This window comes from Fusobacterium perfoetens, assembly GCF_021531475.1.
Taxonomy (GTDB): Bacteria; Fusobacteriota; Fusobacteriia; order Fusobacteriales; family Fusobacteriaceae; genus Fusobacterium_B.
Window position 1 is genome coordinate 1 of sequence record NZ_JADYTX010000036.1, and the last position, 22308, is coordinate 22308.

The 22308-nt window shown below is 27.6% G+C and carries 23 protein-coding genes and 1 riboswitch; of the genes, 14 read left to right on the top strand and 9 right to left on the bottom strand.

Annotation, left to right across the window (positions count from 1 at the left end; genetic code table 11):
* Positions 1-61: 61 nt before the first annotated feature.
* Both I6E15_RS08140 and I6E15_RS08145 read left to right on the top strand, forming a co-directional pair.
* Positions 62-523: a YmfQ family protein gene (locus tag I6E15_RS08140; RefSeq protein ID WP_235247328.1), complete on the top strand. Its 462-nt coding sequence runs from the start codon at positions 62-64 to the stop codon at positions 521-523.
* Positions 523-1326 (top strand): hypothetical protein, encoded by an 804-nt coding sequence (locus I6E15_RS08145; protein WP_235247329.1) that lies wholly within the window; start codon positions 523-525, stop codon positions 1324-1326. The genes I6E15_RS08140 and I6E15_RS08145 overlap by 1 nt, the downstream gene beginning before the upstream one ends.
* 356 nt (positions 1327-1682) lie before the next feature.
* Here the strand turns inward: I6E15_RS08145 and I6E15_RS08150 are convergent, their stop codons facing one another.
* The gene (locus I6E15_RS08150) at positions 1683-2009 is read right to left on the bottom strand and encodes a hypothetical protein (protein WP_235247330.1); all 327 of its coding nucleotides are present in this window, start codon (positions 2007-2009) and stop codon (positions 1683-1685) included.
* A 365-nt stretch (positions 2010-2374) separates the two neighbouring features.
* Here I6E15_RS08150 and I6E15_RS08155 point away from each other — a divergent pair, with 365 nt between their 5' ends.
* The 5 genes from I6E15_RS08155 to I6E15_RS08175 all read left to right on the top strand — a co-directional run bounded on the left by I6E15_RS08155 (position 2375) and on the right by I6E15_RS08175 (position 5295).
* The gene (locus tag I6E15_RS08155) at positions 2375-3361 is read left to right on the top strand and encodes a tyrosine-type recombinase/integrase (protein ID WP_235247331.1); all 987 of its coding nucleotides are present in this window, start codon (positions 2375-2377) and stop codon (positions 3359-3361) included.
* Positions 3362-3586: 225 nt separating this feature from the next.
* A complete protein-coding gene (locus tag I6E15_RS08160) occupies positions 3587-4345 on the top strand; it encodes a hypothetical protein (protein ID WP_235247332.1) in 759 nt (252 codons plus the stop codon).
* A gap of 89 nt (positions 4346-4434) precedes the next feature.
* Positions 4435-4848, top strand: coding sequence for a M15 family metallopeptidase (locus I6E15_RS08165; RefSeq protein WP_235247333.1), 414 nt, complete (start codon positions 4435-4437; stop codon positions 4846-4848).
* Between the two features lies 1 nt (position 4849).
* The gene (locus tag I6E15_RS08170; RefSeq protein ID WP_235247334.1) at positions 4850-5041 is read left to right on the top strand and encodes a hypothetical protein; all 192 of its coding nucleotides are present in this window, start codon (positions 4850-4852) and stop codon (positions 5039-5041) included.
* Positions 5041-5295 carry a hypothetical protein gene (locus tag I6E15_RS08175; RefSeq protein WP_235247335.1) on the top strand — a complete coding sequence of 85 codons (255 nt, stop codon included), beginning with the start codon at positions 5041-5043 and terminating at the stop codon, positions 5293-5295. The genes I6E15_RS08170 and I6E15_RS08175 overlap by 1 nt, the downstream gene beginning before the upstream one ends.
* A gap of 299 nt (positions 5296-5594) precedes the next feature.
* Here I6E15_RS08175 and I6E15_RS08180 read toward each other — a convergent pair whose 3' ends face one another.
* The 6 genes from I6E15_RS08180 to I6E15_RS08205 all read right to left on the bottom strand — a co-directional run bounded on the left by I6E15_RS08180 (position 5595) and on the right by I6E15_RS08205 (position 11196).
* Positions 5595-6809 (bottom strand): bifunctional 3,4-dihydroxy-2-butanone-4-phosphate synthase/GTP cyclohydrolase II, encoded by a 1215-nt coding sequence (locus I6E15_RS08180; RefSeq protein WP_235247336.1) that lies wholly within the window; start codon positions 6807-6809, stop codon positions 5595-5597.
* A gap of 20 nt (positions 6810-6829) precedes the next feature.
* Positions 6830-7483 carry a riboflavin synthase gene (gene ribE / locus I6E15_RS08185; RefSeq protein WP_235247346.1) on the bottom strand — a complete coding sequence of 218 codons (654 nt, stop codon included), beginning with the start codon at positions 7481-7483 and terminating at the stop codon, positions 6830-6832.
* Position 7484: 1 nt separating this feature from the next.
* Entirely contained in the window at positions 7485-8591 is a 1107-nt protein-coding gene (gene ribD / locus I6E15_RS08190) for a bifunctional diaminohydroxyphosphoribosylaminopyrimidine deaminase/5-amino-6-(5-phosphoribosylamino)uracil reductase RibD (protein ID WP_235247337.1), read from the bottom strand.
* 5 nt (positions 8592-8596) lie between these two features.
* Complete coding sequence (ribE, locus tag I6E15_RS08195; protein ID WP_177161566.1) at positions 8597-9058, bottom strand: 6,7-dimethyl-8-ribityllumazine synthase; 462 nt, start codon at positions 9056-9058, stop codon at positions 8597-8599.
* A gap of 144 nt (positions 9059-9202) precedes the next feature.
* Positions 9203-9319: riboswitch (FMN riboswitch) on the bottom strand.
* Between the two features lie 54 nt (positions 9320-9373).
* On the bottom strand, positions 9374-10708 hold the full coding sequence (locus I6E15_RS08200) for an MATE family efflux transporter (protein ID WP_235247338.1): 1335 nt from the start codon (positions 10706-10708) through the stop codon (positions 9374-9376).
* Between the two features lie 5 nt (positions 10709-10713).
* A complete protein-coding gene (locus I6E15_RS08205; RefSeq protein WP_268827955.1) occupies positions 10714-11196 on the bottom strand; it encodes a precorrin-2 dehydrogenase/sirohydrochlorin ferrochelatase family protein in 483 nt (160 codons plus the stop codon).
* 353 nt (positions 11197-11549) lie between these two features.
* On the opposite strand from I6E15_RS08205, the gene proC reads away from it, so the two are divergent.
* Together proC and I6E15_RS08215 are read left to right on the top strand one after the other, a co-directional pair.
* Positions 11550-12356 carry a pyrroline-5-carboxylate reductase gene (proC, locus tag I6E15_RS08210; RefSeq protein ID WP_235247339.1) on the top strand — a complete coding sequence of 269 codons (807 nt, stop codon included), beginning with the start codon at positions 11550-11552 and terminating at the stop codon, positions 12354-12356.
* A 9-nt stretch (positions 12357-12365) separates the two neighbouring features.
* The gene (locus tag I6E15_RS08215; protein WP_235247340.1) at positions 12366-12890 is read left to right on the top strand and encodes a gamma carbonic anhydrase family protein; all 525 of its coding nucleotides are present in this window, start codon (positions 12366-12368) and stop codon (positions 12888-12890) included.
* 48 nt (positions 12891-12938) lie between these two features.
* On the opposite strand, the gene dinB is transcribed toward I6E15_RS08215, so the two are convergent.
* Complete coding sequence (gene dinB, locus I6E15_RS08220) at positions 12939-13991, bottom strand: DNA polymerase IV (protein ID WP_235247341.1); 1053 nt, start codon at positions 13989-13991, stop codon at positions 12939-12941.
* A 73-nt stretch (positions 13992-14064) separates the two neighbouring features.
* Between dinB and I6E15_RS10315 the strand changes: the two genes are divergently transcribed.
* Positions 14065-14277, top strand: coding sequence for a DarT1-associated NADAR antitoxin family protein (locus I6E15_RS10315; RefSeq protein ID WP_414146517.1), 213 nt, complete (start codon positions 14065-14067; stop codon positions 14275-14277).
* Between the two features lie 141 nt (positions 14278-14418).
* Here I6E15_RS10315 and mgtE read toward each other — a convergent pair whose 3' ends face one another.
* Entirely contained in the window at positions 14419-15768 is a 1350-nt protein-coding gene (mgtE, locus tag I6E15_RS08225; RefSeq protein ID WP_235247342.1) for a magnesium transporter, read from the bottom strand.
* A gap of 398 nt (positions 15769-16166) precedes the next feature.
* Between mgtE and I6E15_RS08230 the strand changes: the two genes are divergently transcribed.
* The 4 genes from I6E15_RS08230 (at position 16167) to brxC (ending at position 22233) form a co-directional block, all read left to right on the top strand.
* Positions 16167-17681: a nicotinate phosphoribosyltransferase gene (locus tag I6E15_RS08230; RefSeq protein ID WP_235247343.1), complete on the top strand. Its 1515-nt coding sequence runs from the start codon at positions 16167-16169 to the stop codon at positions 17679-17681.
* Between the two features lie 18 nt (positions 17682-17699).
* A complete protein-coding gene (locus tag I6E15_RS08235) occupies positions 17700-18266 on the top strand; it encodes a xanthine phosphoribosyltransferase (protein ID WP_177160121.1) in 567 nt (188 codons plus the stop codon).
* Between the two features lie 472 nt (positions 18267-18738).
* Entirely contained in the window at positions 18739-19383 is a 645-nt protein-coding gene (locus I6E15_RS08240) for a CRISPR-associated endonuclease Cas6 (protein ID WP_235247344.1), read from the top strand.
* Between the two features lie 207 nt (positions 19384-19590).
* Complete coding sequence (gene brxC, locus I6E15_RS08245) at positions 19591-22233, top strand: BREX system P-loop protein BrxC (protein ID WP_235247345.1); 2643 nt, start codon at positions 19591-19593, stop codon at positions 22231-22233.
* Positions 22234-22308 lie beyond the last annotated feature (75 nt).

The following is a 22308-nucleotide window of genomic DNA, read 5'->3' on the forward strand; positions in this document are numbered from 1 at the left end:
TAGAAGTCCAATAGAATATAGGAAATTTAAAGAAAAAAATGTTGATAATTAAATTGAGTACTTGACAGGGTACAGATCACATAAAGAATTTTTAGAAGTAGAAAGTTGTATTATGACCCTCGCAGATAAAACAAATATAGATGAATGGGAAAAATGGTTTGAGTTATCTTATGAACCTACTTGGAGCTTAGAAGATAGGGTAGATAGACTAATATATACTTTTAATTCACATGGATTTTTTACTCCTAAATTTTTAAAAGAACAAGCAAAAATATTTACAAATGGAGAAATTGAGATATTTGAAGATTTTTCTAAATATCATTTTACAATACAGTTTACTAGTATAATAGGAACTCCACCAAATTTAGATAACTTTAAGAAAATGGTAAATGTAAATAAACCAGTTCATTTAACATTTGATATTAAATTTAGATACAGAACTTGGGGAGAACTTAAAGTCAAAACATGGGATAGCTTAAAAGTAAATACTTGGGAAGAAATAAGAAGTAAGGGAGTGATATAATGCCAATTTTAACTAATTTTTTAAAATTACTAAAACCAGAAAAAAATGATTATGTAGATGTGGAAAAACATATATCAGAGAATTATGACAAAATAGATAATAAAATGGAAGAGTTATCTAGCTCTAATGATGAAAAATTAAATAAAGGGAATGTTTCTTCTGAATATGATACAGCAAAGAAAATAGAGGATAAAATAAAAGCTGTACAAGACACAGCCGATAATAAATTAAATAAAGGAAATCTTCCTACAACAATAACAGACGCAAAAGAGATTTATGATTTGTTAGAAAATAACAGTGGTCTTAATTTTGATAAGAATTTACTATTTTTAAATGATAAAGGTGTTAAGACACAAGGAAAAATTTATTTTGATAGAAATAAAGTAGGAATGTTTGAATGTATAAAAACGACTCCAGAAGATTATGTTGCAAATTCAACAACATATTTTGTAGATATTAGTAATAAGTCAAGTTCTGACAGATTAAGCAATCTGAATGATTATTGTAGTAAAATGATAAACAGCGAATACTCGAATCATCTAATAACAAAAAAGTATAGCATGTTAATAGATTACCTCAAAGAAGCTAAAGAGCAAAATATATTACATAAAGTTATGTATATAAATATAGATACTATTGAAGATCTATCTTTTTTACCGATCAGGGAGCCTCACGAGTTTACTATATTATATTTTGGTAATTTAGGAGTCAAGGCTCTTTGTTCTTTTGATAATTATACTTATTTGATAGACTCTTGGAATGATTCAGCATTAAGTCCTCTCAAATATAAAAGAATAATTTAAACTTTTTAAGCAATCTGAATAAAGTTTTTTATGGAAAACATACTCTTGATAAACCTATTTCATTAGATTTCAAAACTTATAAATGTTTTTATTTAAGGCTAATATTTAACAAAGAAAATGTTAGATATGGCTCAGAGGCTGAAATCTTCCAGGACACTAAAGAGATAAGCTCTATAGGAATAAGTTCTGCAAGTGGTATAATTGCTGCTAACTTTTCAATATCAAACAATACTTTGTTTTTAACTAGAGGAAAAGTATATTATGAAAATCAATATCAAGATTATAGTGCTATTAGTCCTAATCAATATTTTTTTACAGTAGAACTTTACGCTCTAAAAAATAATTAAAAGTAATTGTTATTTAAAAGTTACTAATTGTCCAAAAAATTTATAAGTTAATTCGCCTTCAGACGAGCTTATGAAAAGATTTCCATTGGAGAAATATTCTAAAGGTTTGTTATCTCCAAAATTCCCAGAAACAACTCCAGTCATATTCTTATAACCAGAGGGTACTTTAATAAGGACGTCAGTTAAACTTGGAATAACAACTCCCCCTCCTTTAAAACTACATATCAATATATGATTGTTTATTTCATAGCAATGAACGTCAAAATTATATTTAGAATTATGAACTACAGTTTCTTTAAAATTATATAGATTGCTTACTAAGCAATCTGAATACAATTAAATTATATGATGAAAATGAAGTTGCTATAATATATGAATCAGAGACAATGTATTTTATTGTTATTAAAAATAGAATTCTTGTTAATAGAAAAAATTTTATGCTAGATAAAGAAATTAATGTTTCAGGTTATGTATCTACTATTGTTTGCGATAGAAATAATTCATGGGAAATTGGTTTTTTTTCAATACATAAAACTGCTATTAACTTTAATGAATCTCTTTTAAATACTAAAACTATTAGTACAACTATAATTATTCCTAAAAGATTATAATAAAAATAAGTATTTTAATTTTCTAACTAATTGCTTAAGAGAAAAACTTCATATGCTATAATTTTCTTAAATCAATTTAGGAGGTTATATATGAAAAAATATGAAGTTACAACAGCAATTACTGGAAAAAAATTAGGAATATCAGAAAAAAATATTGAAATTTATGTGAAGTATTTACAGAGTTGTATTATCAAATCTCAAGATACAGTACAAACAACTTACAAAACATATTTTGATAATATGAAGTTGTTTTTTAGATATTTAAAAGAACACGAGGGAAACAGGTATATTTTATCCCAAGATACACAAAAACAATTTACAGACATATGGGAAAGATATTGTAGTTATTGTTTTAGTAAAGGAAATAGTAGGGTTACAGTAAATAAGAAAAGGACAGCTTGCAGTACCTTTTTTGACTGGTGCTTAAAGAGAAGATTGATAAAAGTCAATCCATTTATCTATATAGAAAAACTTAAAATTACTCAAGGAGATAAAAGAAGAAATTCATATTTTCTTACAGCTAGTCAGATATGGGAAATAAATTATGTAATGAGAAATAATAAGAAATTTGATACTCAGGATTTATTACTATTTAATTTATTTTTAGATTCAGGAGCTAGAATAAGTGAAATTCATGGACTAAGGTTAGAACAATTAGACTTAGAAGAAATGTTATTTAATAATGTAAGGTTAAAAGAAAGATACATTGAACCAGTAATCTTTTTTGAAGAAACAAAATTATTATTAAAAAAATGGTTAAAAGAAAGAAATGAAAAAGGAATAGACAATGAATATTTATTCACAACCACTTATAATAAAAAAGTTAATCATATGTCAAAAGAAACTATTAGAAGTAGGATAAGAGCAATTGGGAAGATAGTTGGGATTGAGGATTTTTATCCTCATTCTATTAGAAAATCAATATTAAATATTACTGGACAACAGTCAGAATCAGTTGCAGCAGCATTAGGACATCATAAAAATGTAGCTGTAACAAGAGAGCATTATATGAAGAAAAAGAAATTAACGGAAATGAGAAATACTTTGTTACAAATTCGTAACTTAGCAGGTCTATAACATATGTAACAATACATAGATTTTTAAAACTCATTATAAAATTTACAAATAATCATTAAAAAATATTGATTTTTATTAAAATAATCAGATATTTTATAGAAGTTATTTAATAAAAAAAGCTATTTTTTACATTTTTATCATTAAGAATAGTTGTAGTTTTAAAAATCTGTGTAAATTTTAAAGTTAAAAAATTAATAAATTTCAACAAAAAAGGAGGCATAAAAAATGTCAAATTTAACTTATATTTATCAAAAAAATGTATCTGAAATTAAGTTATTAGATACATTAAATTATACTTTAGAGGAGTTCAAAACTAATCCTCAAGGTTGTTATCCAGGATTTAATAAAAAAAATATGGTTGTATCTTCTGAAAAGTATGATTATCCTTGCATAGATTACTCAGGAGAACTTAGAAATAAAACTAGAGAAGAAAGAATCCTTGAAGGTGAAATTGAATTGCTGCAAGATGGTGAATATGTAGCTGATGGGAAAATTATAACTGTTCCTGCACCAGAAAATTTATTGAAAAAAGTATGGGATAAAGAACTTCATATCTGGAAAGAATCAGCAACAGAAGAAGAACAAAAAACAGAATGGTTTAATAGAATAAATAGTTGGAAGCCAAAAGTATTAGAAGGTCCTTTCAGATATTTGCATTCAGATGGAAAAACATATCATCAAAAACTTAGAGTGGGAAAAGATGATACTCTTTTATCTACTGCAATCCAAGCATTAATAAGAAATTCAGAGATACCAAGCATTGAATGGGCTTTTGACGATGAAAACAATTCTGTTTTTATGACACTTGAGGATTTAAGAAAGTTACAGGATACAGGGTTTGTATGGACTCAATGTGTGTATGAAGCTGAAAGAGAATTGAAAGCAATGAAAGCTGATTTTACAAAAAATATTAATTTTTTCAAAGAAACAGCTATAAAACACCTTGATAAATATAAGATAACTGTATTTAAAACTAAGCAATAAATGAATTACAAGTTGCAAAAAATAATTTTAAGAGCCTGCAAAGGCTCTTTTTTATTATATTTATAACAAAAAGAAAGGGGGTACTCCATATGTTTAAATTTTCAAGAAACAGTGAAAAAAAGTTACAATACTTACATCCAAATTTACAGAATTTTTTTAGAGAGCTGATTAAAATTTCTCCGTATGATTTCTCTATTACTCAAGGAATAAGAACTGCTGAAGAACAAAATAAACTTTACCAACAAGGCAGAACCGTGCCCGGAAAAATTGTTACGAATTGTGATGGGTATAAATTAAAATCCAACCACCAAACTAAATCTGATGGACTTGGACATGCTGGGGATATAGCAATTTTAATTAACAATAAAATTACTTGGGAAGAAAAGTACTATAAAGAGGTGGCTAGAGCTGGAAGAATTTTAATGAAAAAATATAATGTTGAGTGGGGTGGAGATTGGGAAAAATTTAAGGACCTGCCTCATTTTGAATATATTGGAGAGTGATATGATGACTTTTGTTTTAGCTTTTTTAAAAAGAATGATACTCAAATATTTAACCTCAGTGGCTTTAGAAAAAGTCGTTATTATATTTCTTGGTGAGCTTGTAAAAAGGACTGATTCCAAGGTAGATGATAAGCTTTACGACGCAGTATTTAATCAAACACAACTTGAAGATATTACAACTAAGGGGGATTAATGGAAAATTTTGACATATATTTTAAAATTTTTTCAGTTATTGCTGGAGTTTTAGCAGCTTATCATAAATATCTAATGAAACAATTAGAAAAGAAAATGGATATAAATGATTGCAGTAAACAACAAGAAATTTTATTAAAAGAAAGAAGTAGAATAGAAGCAATACTTGATGAAAGAACCAAGACAATTTTTGAACAACAAAAAGAGATCCATGATGACTTAAGAATAATAAAAGAGTATCTACTCAAAAAATAAAAAAAGTAGAGATAATTTTATTTTTGTTCTAAATCTCTAATTTGCTTGTGAAATAAAAATTAAAGGCAGCAAATAGGCAGCAAACTAAAATTTAATATCAGTAAAAATAAGAAATTAAAACAATCTCAAAGGTAACGTTTCGTTACCTTTTAATTAATAGAAAGCCGTATAATTATTTAGATTATAATTTTATTTGTTAGCCATTTGTTAAAAAAATTTAAAGTAGAGTAAAAAATAAAAAAGAGATTAACTCTTTATCAAGAATTAATCTCTCTAATCAATATACCTTTAAATTTAAATTATTTATTTTCTACACAGCAATCAAAATGAAGTTTATGTCCCATTCTTTCAAATTTAGTTCTTAAATATTTTTCATTAACTTCATTTGGCTTTATTTCTATTTCAGCTCTTTTTACAACTTTCATACCATAGTTTTCAAGTCCTTCTATTTTAGCAGGATTGTTAGTCATAAGAACTACAGATTTTACTCCAAGAGCTTTTAACATTTGAGCAGCTACAGCATAATCTCTTTCATCTTCTCCAAATCCTAAAGCAAGATTTGCATCTACTGTATCAAGTCCACTATCTTGAAGTTTGTAAGCTTTTATCTTATTAATAAGTCCAATTCCTCTTCCTTCTTGTCTTAGATATAGAACGATTCCTTCACCTTTATCTTCGATAGTTCTCATAGCTTTTTTAAGTTGAGAACCACAATCACATCTATAAGAACCTAATATATCTCCAGTAAAACATTCTGAGTGAATTCTTACTAGTACATTTTCTTTACCAGCTACCTCACCTTTAACGATAGCGATATGCTCTTTACCATCAAGTTGATTATCAAATCCAACAAGTTCAAAAGTTCCGGAATCAGTAGGAAGTTTTGCAGAACACTCTACTTTAACAAGTTCATCGTGAACTTTTCTGTAATGAATAAGTTGTTCTATTGAAACTATTTTTAAGTTATGTTCTTTTGTGAAAGCTAATAAATCGTCAAGTCTAGACATCATTCCATCTTCTTTCATTATTTCACAACAAAGTCCAACTTCTTTAAGTCCAGCAAGTTTCATTAAATCGACAGTAGCCTCAGTATGTCCATCTCTTTCAAGAACACCTTTTTCTTTAGCTCTTAATGGGAACATATGTCCAGGTCTTCTAAAATCGCTAGGTTTTGCTCCATCTTCTACAAGTTTTCTTGCAGTAAGTCCACGTTCGTAAGCTGATATTCCTGTTGTTGTATCAATGTGGTCAATAGAAACTGTAAAAGCTGTACAATGGTTATCAGTATTATTTACTACCATTTGAGGTAAGTCTAATTTTTTTATATATTCATCAGACATAGGCATACAGATAAGCCCTTTTGCATAAGTTGCCATAAAGTTTACATTTTCAAGTGTAGCAAACTCAGCAGCACAAATTACATCTCCTTCGTTTTCTCTATTTTCATCATCAACAACAACAATTATTTTTCCATCTCTTAAATCTTGAAGAGCCTCTTCTATTGTATTAAACATCTTGTATCCTCCTTGAATTTTTAGAAAAATCCATGTTTTGCTAAAAAATTCATATCTATTTTAGATTTTTCCTCTTTTTCATTATTATTAAAATTTAAAAGTCTTTCTATATATTTTCCTATTAAATCTGTTTCAATGTTTACATAATCCCCTGTTTTTTTTCTTCCAAGAGTTATCATCTCTTGAGTATGAGGGATTAAAGATACAGAAAGTGTATTATCTTTATATCCAACTATTGAAAGACTAGCTCCATCAATACTAACTCTACCTTTTTCAACTATGTATTTCATAAATCTTGGCTCAATTTCTATAATATAGATTTTTGCAATTCCATCTTTTTCTATTGAAATAATTCTTCCTTCGCAATCCACATCTCCAGTAACTAAATGTCCTCCAAGAGGAGTAGCTAGAGTTATAGATTTTTCAAGATTTACTATTGCACCAGATTTTAATCTTTTAAGATTAGTTCTTTTTATAGTTTCGTGCATACAATCAGCCACAAAATAGTCTGAACCGATCTCAATAGCTGTAAGACAAGTTCCGTTAGTTGCAATACTGTCTCCAAGTTTTGCATTTTCAAGAACTTTTTTACATTGGATCTTTAATTGAACTGATTTATCTCCACTAGTAATAGAAAGAACTTTACCCATTTCCTCAACTAAACCAGTAAAAATATTAATCACCTACCTTAAGGTTTATATTTTTAAAAAATTCAACTGATATATTATCATTAATTATATTATATTTTACATTTTCTAAATGAAAACAATCTTTAATCTCTTTAAAATTAAACCCATCTATAAATGAAAGTCCACCACCTAAGATTTTAGGAGCTATAAATATTTCTCCACCATCTATTCTATCTTCTTTAAAAGCTTTAGATATTAGATACGAACCACCTTCTAAAAGAACAGAATCTATTTTTAACTCTCCAATCTTATCAAGTATTTCATCAATTTTAAAATCTTCACCAGCTAAAAATATAAATCTTATTCCTTTATCAATGAACTTTTTATATTTTTCATTAAGTTCTATATCTTTTAAAATATTTTCAGATGTAACAATGATGCTTTTATTATCATCAAAATTTGCAAAATTACTATCAACTGGAGTTTTAAAATGTGGGTCTACAACTATTCTAAAAGGATTTCTTCCATTTTCTATACGAGCTGTAAGTCTAGGATTATCTTTTAATAAAGTATTAACTCCTATCATAATTCCCATATAATCATTTCTCAAGTGTTGCACTTTTTCACGAGAATTTTCATTAGTTATCCATTTTGAATCTCCGAAAGATGTGGCAATTTTACCATCTAAAGTGATAGCACATTTTAAAAATAAAAATGGTTTTTTATCTTGAATATATTTAAAGAAAACTTTATTAACTTCAAGAGCTTTATCTCTGCAAAGTCCAACTTCTACTTCAATACCAGCCTCTTTAAGAATTTTTATTCCACGACCAGCTACCAAAGGATTTGGATCAAGACAAGCCACAACACATTTTTTTATTTTCATTTTTTTTATTTTCTCAACACAAGGTGGAGTTTTACCAAAATGTGAACAAGGTTCAAGAGTTACATATAAAGTAGCACCTTGGGCATTCTCTCCAGCTTCATCAAGGGCGTATACTTCAGCGTGAGGACCTCCAAAAAATTTGTGATAACCTTGACCGATTATTTTGTCATCTTTTACCACAACAGCCCCCACCAATGGATTTGGATTAACTTTGCCCTTTCCTTTTAAAGCTAGTTCTAAAGCCAATTCCATATATTTTTTATCCATTTGTATTACATCCCCTTTAAAAGATTACACATTTCGATAGCACCATTTGCAACGTCAAATCCTTTATTTCCAGCTTTTGTACCAGCTCTTTCGATAGCCTCTTCGATAGAGTTTGTAGTAAGTACACCAAACATTACAGGGATATTAGTTTTTAAAGATATTGTTGCACAACCTTTTGAAACTTCAGCACACACATAGTCAAAGTGTGGAGTAGCTCCTTTTATAACAGCACCTAAAGCGATAACAGCGTCATATTTTCCAGATTCAGCCATTTTTTGTACAACAACTGGAATTTCAAATGCTCCTGGAACCCAAGCTAAAGTGATATCATCATCATTAACTCCGTGTCTTCTAAGAGCGTCTTCTGCTCCACCGATTAGTTTTGAAGTTATAAATTCATTAAATCTTCCTGCAACTATTCCTACTTTTAATCCTTTTCCGTCAAAATTTCCTTCTAATACTCTCATTATTTCCTCCTGTTATTTTGTAACTTACAGGGAAAAAAGAAAGCCCGAAATAACTTTCGGGCATTTATAACAAAGTATATAAATAAACTATATAATAAATCTGCTAAAGCCTAAGAGCCTTGCTAATATAATCTAAAAACACTTTGTAACCTTCTTCCATCCAGACTCTAACTGTCGGTCTTGGAATCTCACCAAGTCAATGCCTAAGCACTTGAGGACTTTACCTCCGATCGGGAATTTCACCCTGCCCTGAAGTTTTACAATTTTTTATTTATTATCCTTATAGCCTAATTATACAATAGGTTAAGTATTGTGTCAAGGGGTTTGACGAATTTTTTTTACTCCCAAGGTTAAAAATACTCCAATTGATACAATCATTGATAAAAATTCATTAATAGGAGATGTAAGCCAAATTCCATTTATTCCTAAAAATTTTGGTAGGGTAAAAAGTAAAATATTTACAAATATCATTCCTCTCAGAACACTTAAAACAGCTGAGATAAAAGCGTCTTCAATAGCTGTAAAATAAGCACTGATTATTATATTTATTCCCATTAAAACATAAGTAAAACTATATAGATTAATTGCGTTTTTAGTTACTTCAAATAAAATCTTATCGTCTTTTATAAATATGGAGATAATTTCTTTTACAAAAATATTACAGACTAAAAAAAATAAAATTCCAAGAATTGTAACTGTTATGGAACTTATTTTCATCACCTTTTTAATTCTTTTAAAATTTTTAGCGCCAAAGTTATAACTTATAACAGGTTGTAATCCTTGGGAAAAACCTATCATTGTCATTGTGACAAGAGTAGATATATAACTTATTATCCCAAAAGCTGATACACCTTTTTCGCCAACAATATTTATGATATTGATATTAAAAGCCATAATAACTATTCCAGTGGCTATCTCTGTAAGAAATTCCGAAGAACCGTTATATAATATTTTTAGAGTCTGTGGAATATCTATTTTTACAAAAGAAAATCTTAGTTTGGTAGATTTAAGAAGTAGATAATATCCAAGTGATGCGGCAGTTCCAAATTGAGCAATTCCTGTTGCAAGTCCAGCTCCTATAATTCCCATATTGAATTTTATTATAAATAGATAATCTAAAATTATATTTAATAAAGCTCCAATTATTATACAGACCAAAGAGTAAAGAGTGTTTCCATCAACTCTTACAAATATTTCTAGTCCATAGGACAGAAGATAAAATACCGTAAAAAATGATAGATAAAAAAGATAAGTTGTAGCATCAGCTAAAATTATCTCGTTAGCTCCTAAAATTTCTACTATTTTATGAGGAAAAAAAATCCCGATGGTTCCTAAAAATCCTCCTAAAATCATAAAAAGTTCTAAAGATAGACTATAAACTCTATGAGCTTTTTCAAAATTTTTCTCACCAAGACTTATTGATATAATGGTAGCTCCACCGATAGCTATCATTATTCCAAGAGCGAAAGAAAGATTAACATATGGCATAACAATATTTACAGCAGCTAGTTCATTAGCTCCCAAAAATTTACCGATGAAAAATCCATCAACTATTGTATAGAGAGCAAATATCCACATTGTTGCAATAGAAGGCAAACCATATCTTAAAATTATTTTTCCTAGATTACCTTTACTAAGATCCAGACCCATTTATATCACCTTTTATTTTTAAGAAAATCGGATATTTTTTCTTTTAAGACAATGGATTTTTTAGGATCTCCTTTGGCAGATATTCCTATTGAATAATCTTTTTCATCTATGATAGTGCAAAATCTTGTGCTCATATCATCAGTAGAAGTTATATTATTTACTAAAATATTTTTTTTATTACAACATTTAACAATGGCTGAGTTAAGTTCTTTATCATCAGTTCCAGCAATAACTAAAATATATTTATTTGTGATAATTTCATCTAAAGATTTTTCCTCAATCTCTTTCATTATGAGTTGGATATTAGGTTTATCAAATAAAAGTTTTGTAATCTCTTTTTCTTTTATTTGTTTGGCAAAAACTGTTATATACGCACCAGTTTCCAAAAGTGTAGAGATTTTTCTAAAAGCTACCTTACCAGCTCCAATTATCAATATATTTTTATCATCTAAATTTACAAAAATAGGAAAAAAGTTCTTTTTATTCATAATAAGTCAACTCCATAGAAATTATTTAATCAGAATTTATTATATCATATAAAACAATAAAAGTAAATTGAATAAAAACAGTTTTAAATATTTAGTCCGATAAACAAATATTAACATATTATTTTTTAAAATTCATAAAAAAATAAAGATTTGATGTCTATATTAAGAAAAAAATATTTAAAAATAAAAAAATTCTGTTATTATTCTATTAATTTTCCTCAATCGATTAAAAAAATAAAATATTATTTTTGGATTTTAGAAAAAAATGATATAATATTTAGGGAGCAAAACTCCAAGTTATTAAATGATTAAATTAAAAATCAGATTTTTTCAGTAAAGGAGATAGATTAATTATGGAAAAAACAATAGGATTTATCGGAGCAGGAAATATGGGATATGCTATTGGTGGAGGAATAATTTCTTCTGGATTAGTAGCAAAAGAAAATATAATTTTTTCTGACGCATCTGATGAAAGATTAAAAAAAGTTCACGAAGAATTAGGAGCTAAAACTTGTAATTCAAATGTATTAGTTGCCAATGAATCAGATATATTATTCTTATCAGTTAAACCCGATATGTATCCAACAGTTATTGAAGAGATAAAAGATTATGTAAAAAAAGATGTTATTATTATAACTATTGCTGCTGGTGTAAAACTTGAAAAATCAAGAGCTTTATTTGGTAAAGACTTAAAGATTGTTAGAATTATGCCAAACACTCCAGCTTTAGTCAAAGAAAGTATGTCTGCTGTTATGCCAAATGAATTTATTAGTAAAGAAGAGCTTGATGAAGTATTAGTTATCTTAAATTCTTTTGGAAAAACAGAAGTTGTGAGTGAAAAATTAATTGATGGAGTTATAGCTGTAAGTGGTTCTTCTCCAGCTTATGTATTTATGATGATAGAAGCTATGGGAGATGCTGCTGTTGCATCTGGACTTGATAGAAAAAGAGCTTATAAATTTGCAGCTCAAGCAGTTCTTGGTTCTGCAAAAATGGTACTTGAAACAGGTATGCACCCTGGAGAATTAAAAGATATGGTTTGTTCTCCAAAAGGAACAACTATTGAAGCTGTAAAAAAATTAGAAGAATATGGATTTAGAAGTGCTTTAATAAAAGCTATGGAAGCTTGTGAAAAAAAATCTAAAGAGATGTCAAAATAAAGGAGAGTTATGTTATTTAAGTTAGGAAATTATATACCAAAAATTGGAGAGAGAGTTTTTATTGCTGATACTGCTAGAGTTATTGGAAATGTAGAGTTAGATGATGATGTATCTATCTGGTATGGGGCAGTATTAAGAGGAGATGTTTTAAAAATAAAAATAGGAAAAGGATCTAATGTTCAAGAAGGGTCAACTATTCATGGAGAGCCAAATAATGAAGTTGTTTTTGGAGAGAACGTCACTATTGGGCACAACTGTATAATCCACGGTTGTAAAATAGGAGATAATTCTTTAATTGGAATGGGATCGACAATAACAGATGATGTTATTATTCCTAAAAATTGTTTTATATCTTCAGAATCTTTGGTTACTTCAAAAATCGGTAAGATTGAAGAAGGAAGTTTTATAAAAGGAAATCCAGCTAAAGTTGTTGGAAAAATAAGTGAACAGCAACTAAAAATAATGGAACTTACTTATAAAAGTTATCAAGATAAAAAAGATTTATACTTAGAGAGTTTAGAAGAAATTAAATAATATAAAATAAAATGAGGTGGTTATATTAAAAAATATAATACCTCATTTTTACAATTTAAAAGAAAGTTGTCTTGAGGAAAATTCTATAAGATTTCTAAAAGAGATACCTAAAAGTTTAATCTCATCTTTCTCTTCTATTTCACTGAAAATTTCCTGTACATATTCAAAAAGATTTTCTTTATTGTCTGTGGCGATGGAAAAAGTTTTCGCTTTGTTGATAGTATGTCTATCACTATATTTTATTTTTATGGAGATAGTTTTTGTAAGACAATTTTTAGATTTTAGACGTTTGTATGCTACATCAAAAACCTCTTCCAATTTTTTACTAATTTCTTCATCAGAACTTAGTGAAAAGGAATATGTATTTTCTGCTCCCACAGAATGAGTGGGTTTGTCATAATCAACTGGGCTGTGGTCAATCCCTCTGCTATAAAGGTATAAAAGTTCTCCTCTTGATTTGCCATATTTTTGAACTAACTCTTTAAGAGAGAAGCTATGAACATCTCCAACCAAAAATATATTATCTCTGTTTAAGATTTTTTCAAATTTTTCTCCAACTCCTTGTAACTTTCTAATATTTTTATCTTTCATATATTCCATAAACTCTTTTTCATTGTTAAAAATAAATTGTCCAAAAGGTTTATTTATATCACTAGCTATCTTGGCAGAAATTTTATTTATCCCAATCCCAACAGAACAGATTAAGCCAGTATGCTTAAATATTCTTTCTCTAAAAGTTTTGGCAAATTTTTCTTTTGAAGAATATTTTTGGATAATATCAGTGATGTCAATATATCCCTCATCAAGAGCGATAAACTCTATTTTGTGAGTTAGTTTTAAAACTAGGTTATGAATAATTTGAGATTCTTTAAAATATTTTTCTTTATCAGGGTAAACTACCAAAAGATTTGGACAAAGTTTTTTTGCCTCAAAAGTACTCATCGCTGAATGAATGCCAAATTTTCTAGCCTCATAGCTAGCTGTAGTAACAACTCCTCCAGCAACAACCATTGGTTTATTTTTATATTTTTTTGGATTATCTCTAATTTCCACAGAGGCATAAAAACAATCCATATCGTAATGGAGTATAACTCTTTCCATATTTTTCTCCTTGAAATATAAATAAAAATAGTTTACCTATTAATATTATAATATATATTTAGAGATAAATCAATTGGGGAAAATTTTAAAAATCTCCATAAAGTCTAGAGAAGAGTTAGGAGTAAAATTGAGTGCTTTTAATTTAACTAGATATTCTATCAAAAAAAATAAAGAATATTCAGTAGAGTGTTTGTTTCAAGGAAATAAAGTTTTTGAAAAAGGAGAACCCTATCAAAAAAAATTTAATATGTTATCTAGGAGAAAAAAAGTTCAGATGTCATTGTAAAATAAAAGAAATTAAAATTCTAAGGAGGGGAGAGTTGTAAATTCTTTCTTTTATCTTTATAAAAAATAGCTCTCTATGAAATTTTATTTATCATAGAAAGCTATTAATAATTTATTATTTAATTATATAATTTTTTTAAGTTTAGATATTTAATACATCTTTATATAAGAACATAGCTATATAAAAATACATCATTAGTGCCAAAGCATCTACAATAGTTGTTACCAAAGGTCCTGCCATAATAGCTGGATCCATTTTTAATTTTTTAGCTCCAAGTGGTAGAACTCCACCTACAAGTTTTGCCATAACAACAACTATTCCCAAAGTAAAAGATACCAAAAATGATATTTTCATATCTTGTTTTAAAATAAATCTCATACGGCAGAAGTTTACTAACCCTAATCCAAGAGCAACGATAATTCCCACTCTTAACTCTTTCCAAACAACTTTAAACCAATCTTTTAATTTTATTTCTCCTAAAGCCATTCCTCTGATTACTAGAGTTGAAGATTGAGAACCTGCATTTCCTCCTGTGTCCATAAGCATTGGGATTGCTGCAGCCAGAACTACCATTTGTTCTATTATATCTTCATATTTACTGATGATACTTCCTGTAAAAGTAGCTGAAACCATCAAAACTAAAAGCCAAGTCAAACGATTTTTTGCAAGCTCAAACACAGAACTTTCTAAATATTCCTCTTTACTAGGAGCCATAGCAGCCATTTTTTGGAAGTCCTCTGTATTTTCTTCTTCAATTACATCTACCATATCGTCAATTGTTATGATTCCGACCAAGATTTTTTCTTTATCAATAACTGGAAGAACTGTTAAGTCATACTTTTTAAAAAGTTCTATAGCCTCTTCTTGATTTGTAGAAGTTGTCACATACAAAACATTTTTATTCATAACATCTTCGATTATATCTTCATCTTTTGATAAAAGAAGATTTTTAAGACTTATCTCTCCAATAAGAACTCTATTTTTATCTCTTACATAAGCCACGTCTATTGTTTCAAGATCTTTTACTTTTTGTCTGATATAATTTAGACTTTCTCTTACAGTCCAATGACTTTTTAAAGAAAGATACTCAATAGTCATCAAACTTCCGGCAGAATCCTCTTCATAAGATAAAAACTGATTAATCAAAGAACGATTTTCATTCTTATAATTTTCCAGAACTCTCTTTACAACACTTGAGGGCATCTCCTCTATAAAGTCAATCATATCATCAAAATATAATTCATCTAAAAGAGATTGAAGTTTGTCATCTGTCATAGAACTAACAATTTGCATTTGTAAATCTCCGTCAAGTTCTGCAAAAACCTCTGCAGCTTTTTCTTTACTAAGGATTCTGAAAAGGATAATGTTTTCTTTTTCCCCCTCTTCGTTCTCCTTGATAAATTCTGCAATGTTAGCTGAAGTCTCTGAATTTAAAAACTCTTGTAAATTTTTTAAATCTTTTTTCTCCAAAAGTTCTCTTATCTTTGTCATAAACATTTGTCCTCCTCCTTTGTAGAGGAAGATGAAAAAAATACACACTTTCCCCTACAAACTCATATTAAATTGTAATTTTCTTAATTTTGTCCGTTTGGGATAGGTATCCATATTTTTCTCCTTTCATTTTTGCTTTTTGACTCATAAATTATACTATAATTTTTAATAATTGTAAAGTTTTTATTGATATACCAATCTTTTTATTACATAAATACTAGTTTTATAAAAAGAAAAAATTATTATAAATTATAGAAAATGTTTATACTATTTATGCTGTTTATATCAGATTAAAAAAATTATTTTTTAGTTTAAATTTTTTTTAATTAGTGTTATAATAAATCTAATACATACAAAACTGAAAATTAGATATAAATAAAAGTTGTGAGGAAGGGAAAATGGAATTAAGAAGGGTATTAACTGATTTTGCTAGAGTAATAAACTCAGATAGATATCAGTACACAGAAAGTGATATATTTGTTGCTGAAAATAGTCACGAGAGAGAGGCTATTTTTGATATGTATTTTAGAAAAACAGAGGATAATGGTTTAGCTGTAGTTTCTGGAATATATGAAGTAGTTGAATTAGTAAAAATTCTTAATGAAACTAGTGAAGAGGAAAAAAGAAAATATTTCTCAGAAATTATTCAAGAGGAACATTTAGTAGATTATCTTTCAAAAATGAAATTCACAGGAGATATTTTTGCCATGAGAGAGGGAGAGATAGCTTATGCTAACGAACCAGTAATAACTGTAAAAGCTCCACTTATTCAAGCAAAAATATTAGAAACTCCTATTTTAAATATAATGAATATGCAAATGGCAATAGCTACAAAAGCTTCAAGAGTTACAAGAGCTGCTCACCCAATAGCAGTTTCATCTTTTGGAAGTAGAAGAGCTCACGGATTTGACAGTGCTGTTGCAGGAACAAAAGCATCTGTAATCGGTGGTTGCATGTCACATTCAAATTTAGTGACAGAATATAAATATGGAGTTCCAAGTGTTGGTACAATGGCACACTCTTATATCCAAACTTTTGGTGTTGGAAAAAAAGCAGAAAAAGAAGCCTTTGACACTTTTATAAAACATAGAAGAAATAGAAAAGCAAATACATTGATACTTTTAATAGATACTTACAATACTTTAAAAATGGGAATAAAAAATGCAATAGAAGCATTTAAAGAAAATGGAATAGATGACAATTATCCGGGAGTTTATGGAGTAAGAATAGATTCAGGTGACTTAGCCTATATTTCTAAAAAATGTAGACAAGAGCTTGATGAAGCTGGACTTACAAAAGCAAAAATATTTTTAACAAATGGACTTAATGAAGATCTAATAAAATCTTTGAAAGAACAAAAAGCCTCTGTTGATATTTTTGGTGTAGGAGATGCAATTGCAGTAAGTAAATCTAATCCTTGTTTTGGTGGAGTTTACAAAATTGTAGAGATTGATGAAAAACCTGTTATAAAACTGTCTGAAGATTTGATAAAAATATCAAACCCAGGATTTAAAGAGGTTTATAGAATTTATGATAAAAATGATTTTGCATATGTAGATATTATCACTTTAGCTAGAGAGAAAGATCAAGATAAAGAAAGTATATTAGCTGGAAAAACTTTTGAAACAAGAGATGAGCAAGACCCATTAAAACATAGTGTTTTAAAAGAGGGAGAGTATACTTATAAAAAAATAACTAGAACTTATGTAAAAGATGGAAAAATAACAGATGAATATGAAGTTCTTGCTGATGTAGTAGGTTCAAGAAACTATTATTTAGAAAGTTTAGGAAGAATATCTGAAGAGAGAAAAAGACTAGAGTTCCCTCACAAATATAAAGTAAATCTTTCAAAAGATTTAAGAGAGTTAAAAGTAAACTTAATAGAAAGTATATCAAAAGAAATTAATGAATAAACAAGGAGAAAAACAATTATGGAAATGTTAAAAAAAATGATATTAGAAAAAGGAAAAGTTTCAAATTCTGCTTTATTAAAAGTTGATAGCTTTCTAAATCATCAAATTGATCCTAATCTAATGTATGCAATGGGAGAAGAATTTAAAAAAATCTTTGGAGATTTAGGAGTAAATAAAGTTCTAACAATAGAAGCTTCAGGAATTGCAATCGGTGTAACAACAGCTCACGCATTCCAAGTTCCATTAGTTTTTGCTAAAAAAAATAAACCTGCAACAATGGAAGATAGCTATAATACAGTAGTTCGTTCTTTTACTAAAAATAAAGATTATAATATAACTGTTGCTAAAGAATTTTTAAATAAAGGGGACAAAGTTTTAGTTGTAGATGACTTCTTAGCTATGGGAAATGCTATTTTAGGTCTTAAAAAAATAGTTGAAGATGCTGGAGCTGAGGTTGTAGGTGTTGGAATTGCAGTAGAAAAAGGATTCCAAGACGGAGCTAAAATATTAAGAGATGCTGGAATTAATCTTCACTCTTTAGCAATCATAGATAATTTAGATAACAATACAATAACATTAAGATAAAAATAAAAAAAGTTGTTACAGATTTTGTAGCAACTTTTTTTATTACTTAAATGTTTCCATTCTGTTTTTTCTTCCTCATTAAAATCTAAGTCAAAAATAACATTTATCACTAAAGATATTTTTTCTAAGGTAATTGAAAATATTGTTAAATTACTTAGAGTTGTATAATCTCTATACTCATAAACTTTCCTTATGAACTATTTTTCTTACAATATGGTTATACAAAAGTAAAATTACTTTTTTTGTGAGAGATTACCTTTTTTTATTAATTTATAAGGTAATATAAAATCATAAAAATTATAATAAAAAAATAGTACTTTAGATATTTTGTGGATTTTTTTGATGTTTAAAATATGTTCTGGCAAATTTTTTGACAAATATATAAAATAAGGCTATACTTATATCAATATAATATGAAGTATAAATAAAAAAATATAGAAGAATGTTTTTATATAAAGCGAGGAGATATTTTATGAAAATAGTAGAAGTTTTCTTTAAAACAGAAAGAAAATTCAATAATAAAGATGCTGAAAAATTAAGAGGATTTATGGGGAATTATTTTAGAAATATTTTAGAATTTCATAATCATTTAGATGAGATAACTTTTAATTATCATAGTTCTGTTATACAATATCGTACAGTGAATGGAGAGTTATCGATTTGGGGAATAAATAAAGGTGCTGATCTTCTTTTAGAAAATTGTCAGGAGATAAACCTTATAGATATTAATGGAGAAAAAATTGAGGTCACTCTAGAGATAAAAATATCTTTTCCTAAAATAGAGATAAAAGATGAACTTATTTATAAATATAAATTTGAAACTCCTTGGTTTGCTTTAAATTCAGAAAATTATAAAAAATATTTAAAAGGGGAGCTTTCATTAGATAGACAGCTTACAAATAATATTTTAGAGTTTTTAAAACTATCAGAGATTTGGATTGATAAACAGCTTATAGTTAAAGGAGAATTTAAACAAGAAACACTTTATCAAAAAGATACAAAAATAATTTGTTTTTATGGGGAATTTTATACTAATGTTAATATTCCAAGCAACATTTCTTTGGGAAAAAGAAAAAGTATTGGTCTTGGAAGAGTAAAAAAATTAAAAGTTTTTTAAGTTGAAAATAAGAATAAATTACGAGAAGTTTAAATTTTTATAGTTAAAATTGATATGTAAAACAAATGTTTCAGTAATAATATTTTTACAATAGAAAATTACCTTTCCACCAGAAAAGTTAATATATTTTTAATTTAATCTTCCTTGGATTTACGATTAAACTATGCTATAATTAAACAAAGAACAAAATGTTAAAGGAGTATAACTATGGAAATGATGATAAAAGATATATTTCAAAAAGACATTACAAGAAAGATAAATGGAGTTGTAAAGGCTGAGCAAAACAAGGAAGATGTAATTCTTACAGAGATCAGTGAATATGTAGTTACGTCAGAATTAAAAAAATATTTTAATAAATTTTTTGATAGATATGTTGAATCTTTAAATAATCCTACTGAAGATGTTGGAGTATGGATTTCAGGTTTTTATGGATCAGGGAAATCACATTTTTTAAAGATGATAGGAAATATTTTAAGAAATGAAGAATATTCTGGGAAAAAAGTTTGTGAATTTTTTAAGGAAAAGATAGATGATCCAATTCTTCAAGGAAATTTTGAAAGAGCCTCATCTGTTCCAACAGATGTGATACTTTTTAATATTGATAATGTGAGTGATCAAGATTCACATCAAAATAAAGATAGTATAGCTGTTGCTTTTATGAAAAATTTTAATGGACATTTTGGATTTTCAAAAAATAATCTTAAGATAGCAGAATTTGAAAGAAAAATTTGGGAAGACGGAAAGCTAGAAGATTTTAAGAAAACCATTGAAGAGATATCTAGTAAAAGTTGGAAAGATATACAAAGAATCCTTGATTTTCATCAAGATGATTTTATAGATGCTGTTGAAGAATTAGGTATAATGAGTGGAAAAGAAGCTGAAAGATGGATAGAAAAAGATGATAAGATATTAGTTAGTCCAGAAAGTTTTGCTGATGAAGTGGAACACTATTTAAAACTTAAAGAACCAAATCACAGAATAGTATTTTTGGTTGATGAAATTGGACAATATATAGGAGATAATTCTAATCTTATGTTAAATCTTCAAACTCTTGTAGAAATTTTAGGTTTAAGATTTAAAGGAAGAGTATGGGTTGGAGTTACATCACAACAAGATTTGGGAAGTATAGTTTCGACAGAAGGTCATAGAAGAAACGACTTTTCTAAAATTCAAGATAGATTTAAAACAATGCTTTCTTTATCAAGTGGAAATATTGATGAAGTTATTAAAAAAAGAATTCTTAAGAAAAAAGAAATAGATGTAAAAGATTTGGAAAATCTTTATTCAGAGAATTATATAACAATTAATAATATTGTAGATTTTGGAGATAAAGGAAGAACAATTCCACTTTATAAAGATTCACTAGATTTTTCTGAAACATATCCTTTTGTTGGATATCAATTTAATTTACTTCAAAAAGTTTTTGAAAAAATAAGAGATATGGGACATTCAGGTCAACATATGTCTAGAGGAGAAAGATCTTTACTTAGTTCATTCCAAGAGGCTGGAATCAGAATGAAAGATAGAAGTGTAGGAGCTTTAGTTCCTTTTAATTATTTCTTTGAATCAATTGAGCAATTTCTTGAAGATATAGCAAAAAGACCATTTACTATAGCAAAAAATGAAAGAGGTGTAAATGATTTTGAGCTTGAAGTTTTAAAACTTTTATTCCTTTTAAAAGGTCTTGGAGAAGAAATGCCATCAAATATCAATAATATTACAAGTCTTATGATTGATTCAATAGAATGTGATAGAATTTCTCTTCAAAATAATATAAAGAAAGCTTTGGAAAAATTAGAAAGAGAAGTCTTGATTCAAAAAGATGGAGATAGATATTATTTCTTAACAAATGAGGAACAAGATATAAATAAAGAAATCAATCAAGAAAATGTTGATATAAATGATATTTATAGAGAACTTTCAAATTATATTTTCAATGATATTTTTAATAGAAGTTCTATAATCTCAGAAGAGAATGGAAATAAATACGGATTTAGTAAAAAAATAGATGATTACGTATGTCAAAAAAGAGGGGAACAACTTGATCTTGTTATTCTTACTCCATATTCTGATGAGTTTGATAAAGTTCAACTTTATGGAGCTAGAGATGAATATAATCTTATAATAAGACTTCCAAAAAATGATACTTTATATTTAGATGAGATAAGACAATCATTAAAAATTAGTTCTTATACACAAAAAAAATCATTAGAAACTGCAAGAGAAGTTGTAGTGCAAATCTTAATGGCTAGACAAAAACAAAATCAAGAAAGAAAGAAAAGAATATCAAAATATATCAGTGAAGCTATTTTAAATGCAGATGTATTTATTTATGGAGAAAAAAAGGATATCAAAGGAAGTAGTGGAGAGAAAATTATAGAACAAGCACTACAAGAAGAAGCAAAACATAGATTTAAGTCTGCTGATTTTATAAAAAGATCTTATGATGAAAGTATGATAAAAACTCTTTTATCTTATTCATATGAGGGAGAAGGAATGCTTTTTGATATAAATAGAGATATGGATTCAAATCCTAATAAAAAAGCATTGGAAGAAGTTCGTGGAAGAATAGAATGGTCAACAAATGTTGGAAAACCAATAACTCTTGGAGATTTAGTAGAACATTTTACAAAAGCCCCTTATGGTTGGGGAATAATGTCGGTCAATGGACTTGTGGCAGAGTTATGGAATTATAAGATTGTAGATATAGAAGTAGCAAAAGAAAAAATAAAAGAAAGTGAAAAAATAAAAGAATATCTTACAAAAATTCAAGTTAAAAATCTTGAAAAAGTATTGGTTCTTCCAAAAGAAGAGATTGATACACAACTTATCACAAAAGTTAATAATTGATCTGTACCCTGTCAAGTACTCAATTTAATTATCAACATTTTTTTCTTTAAATTTCCTATATTCTATTGGACTTCT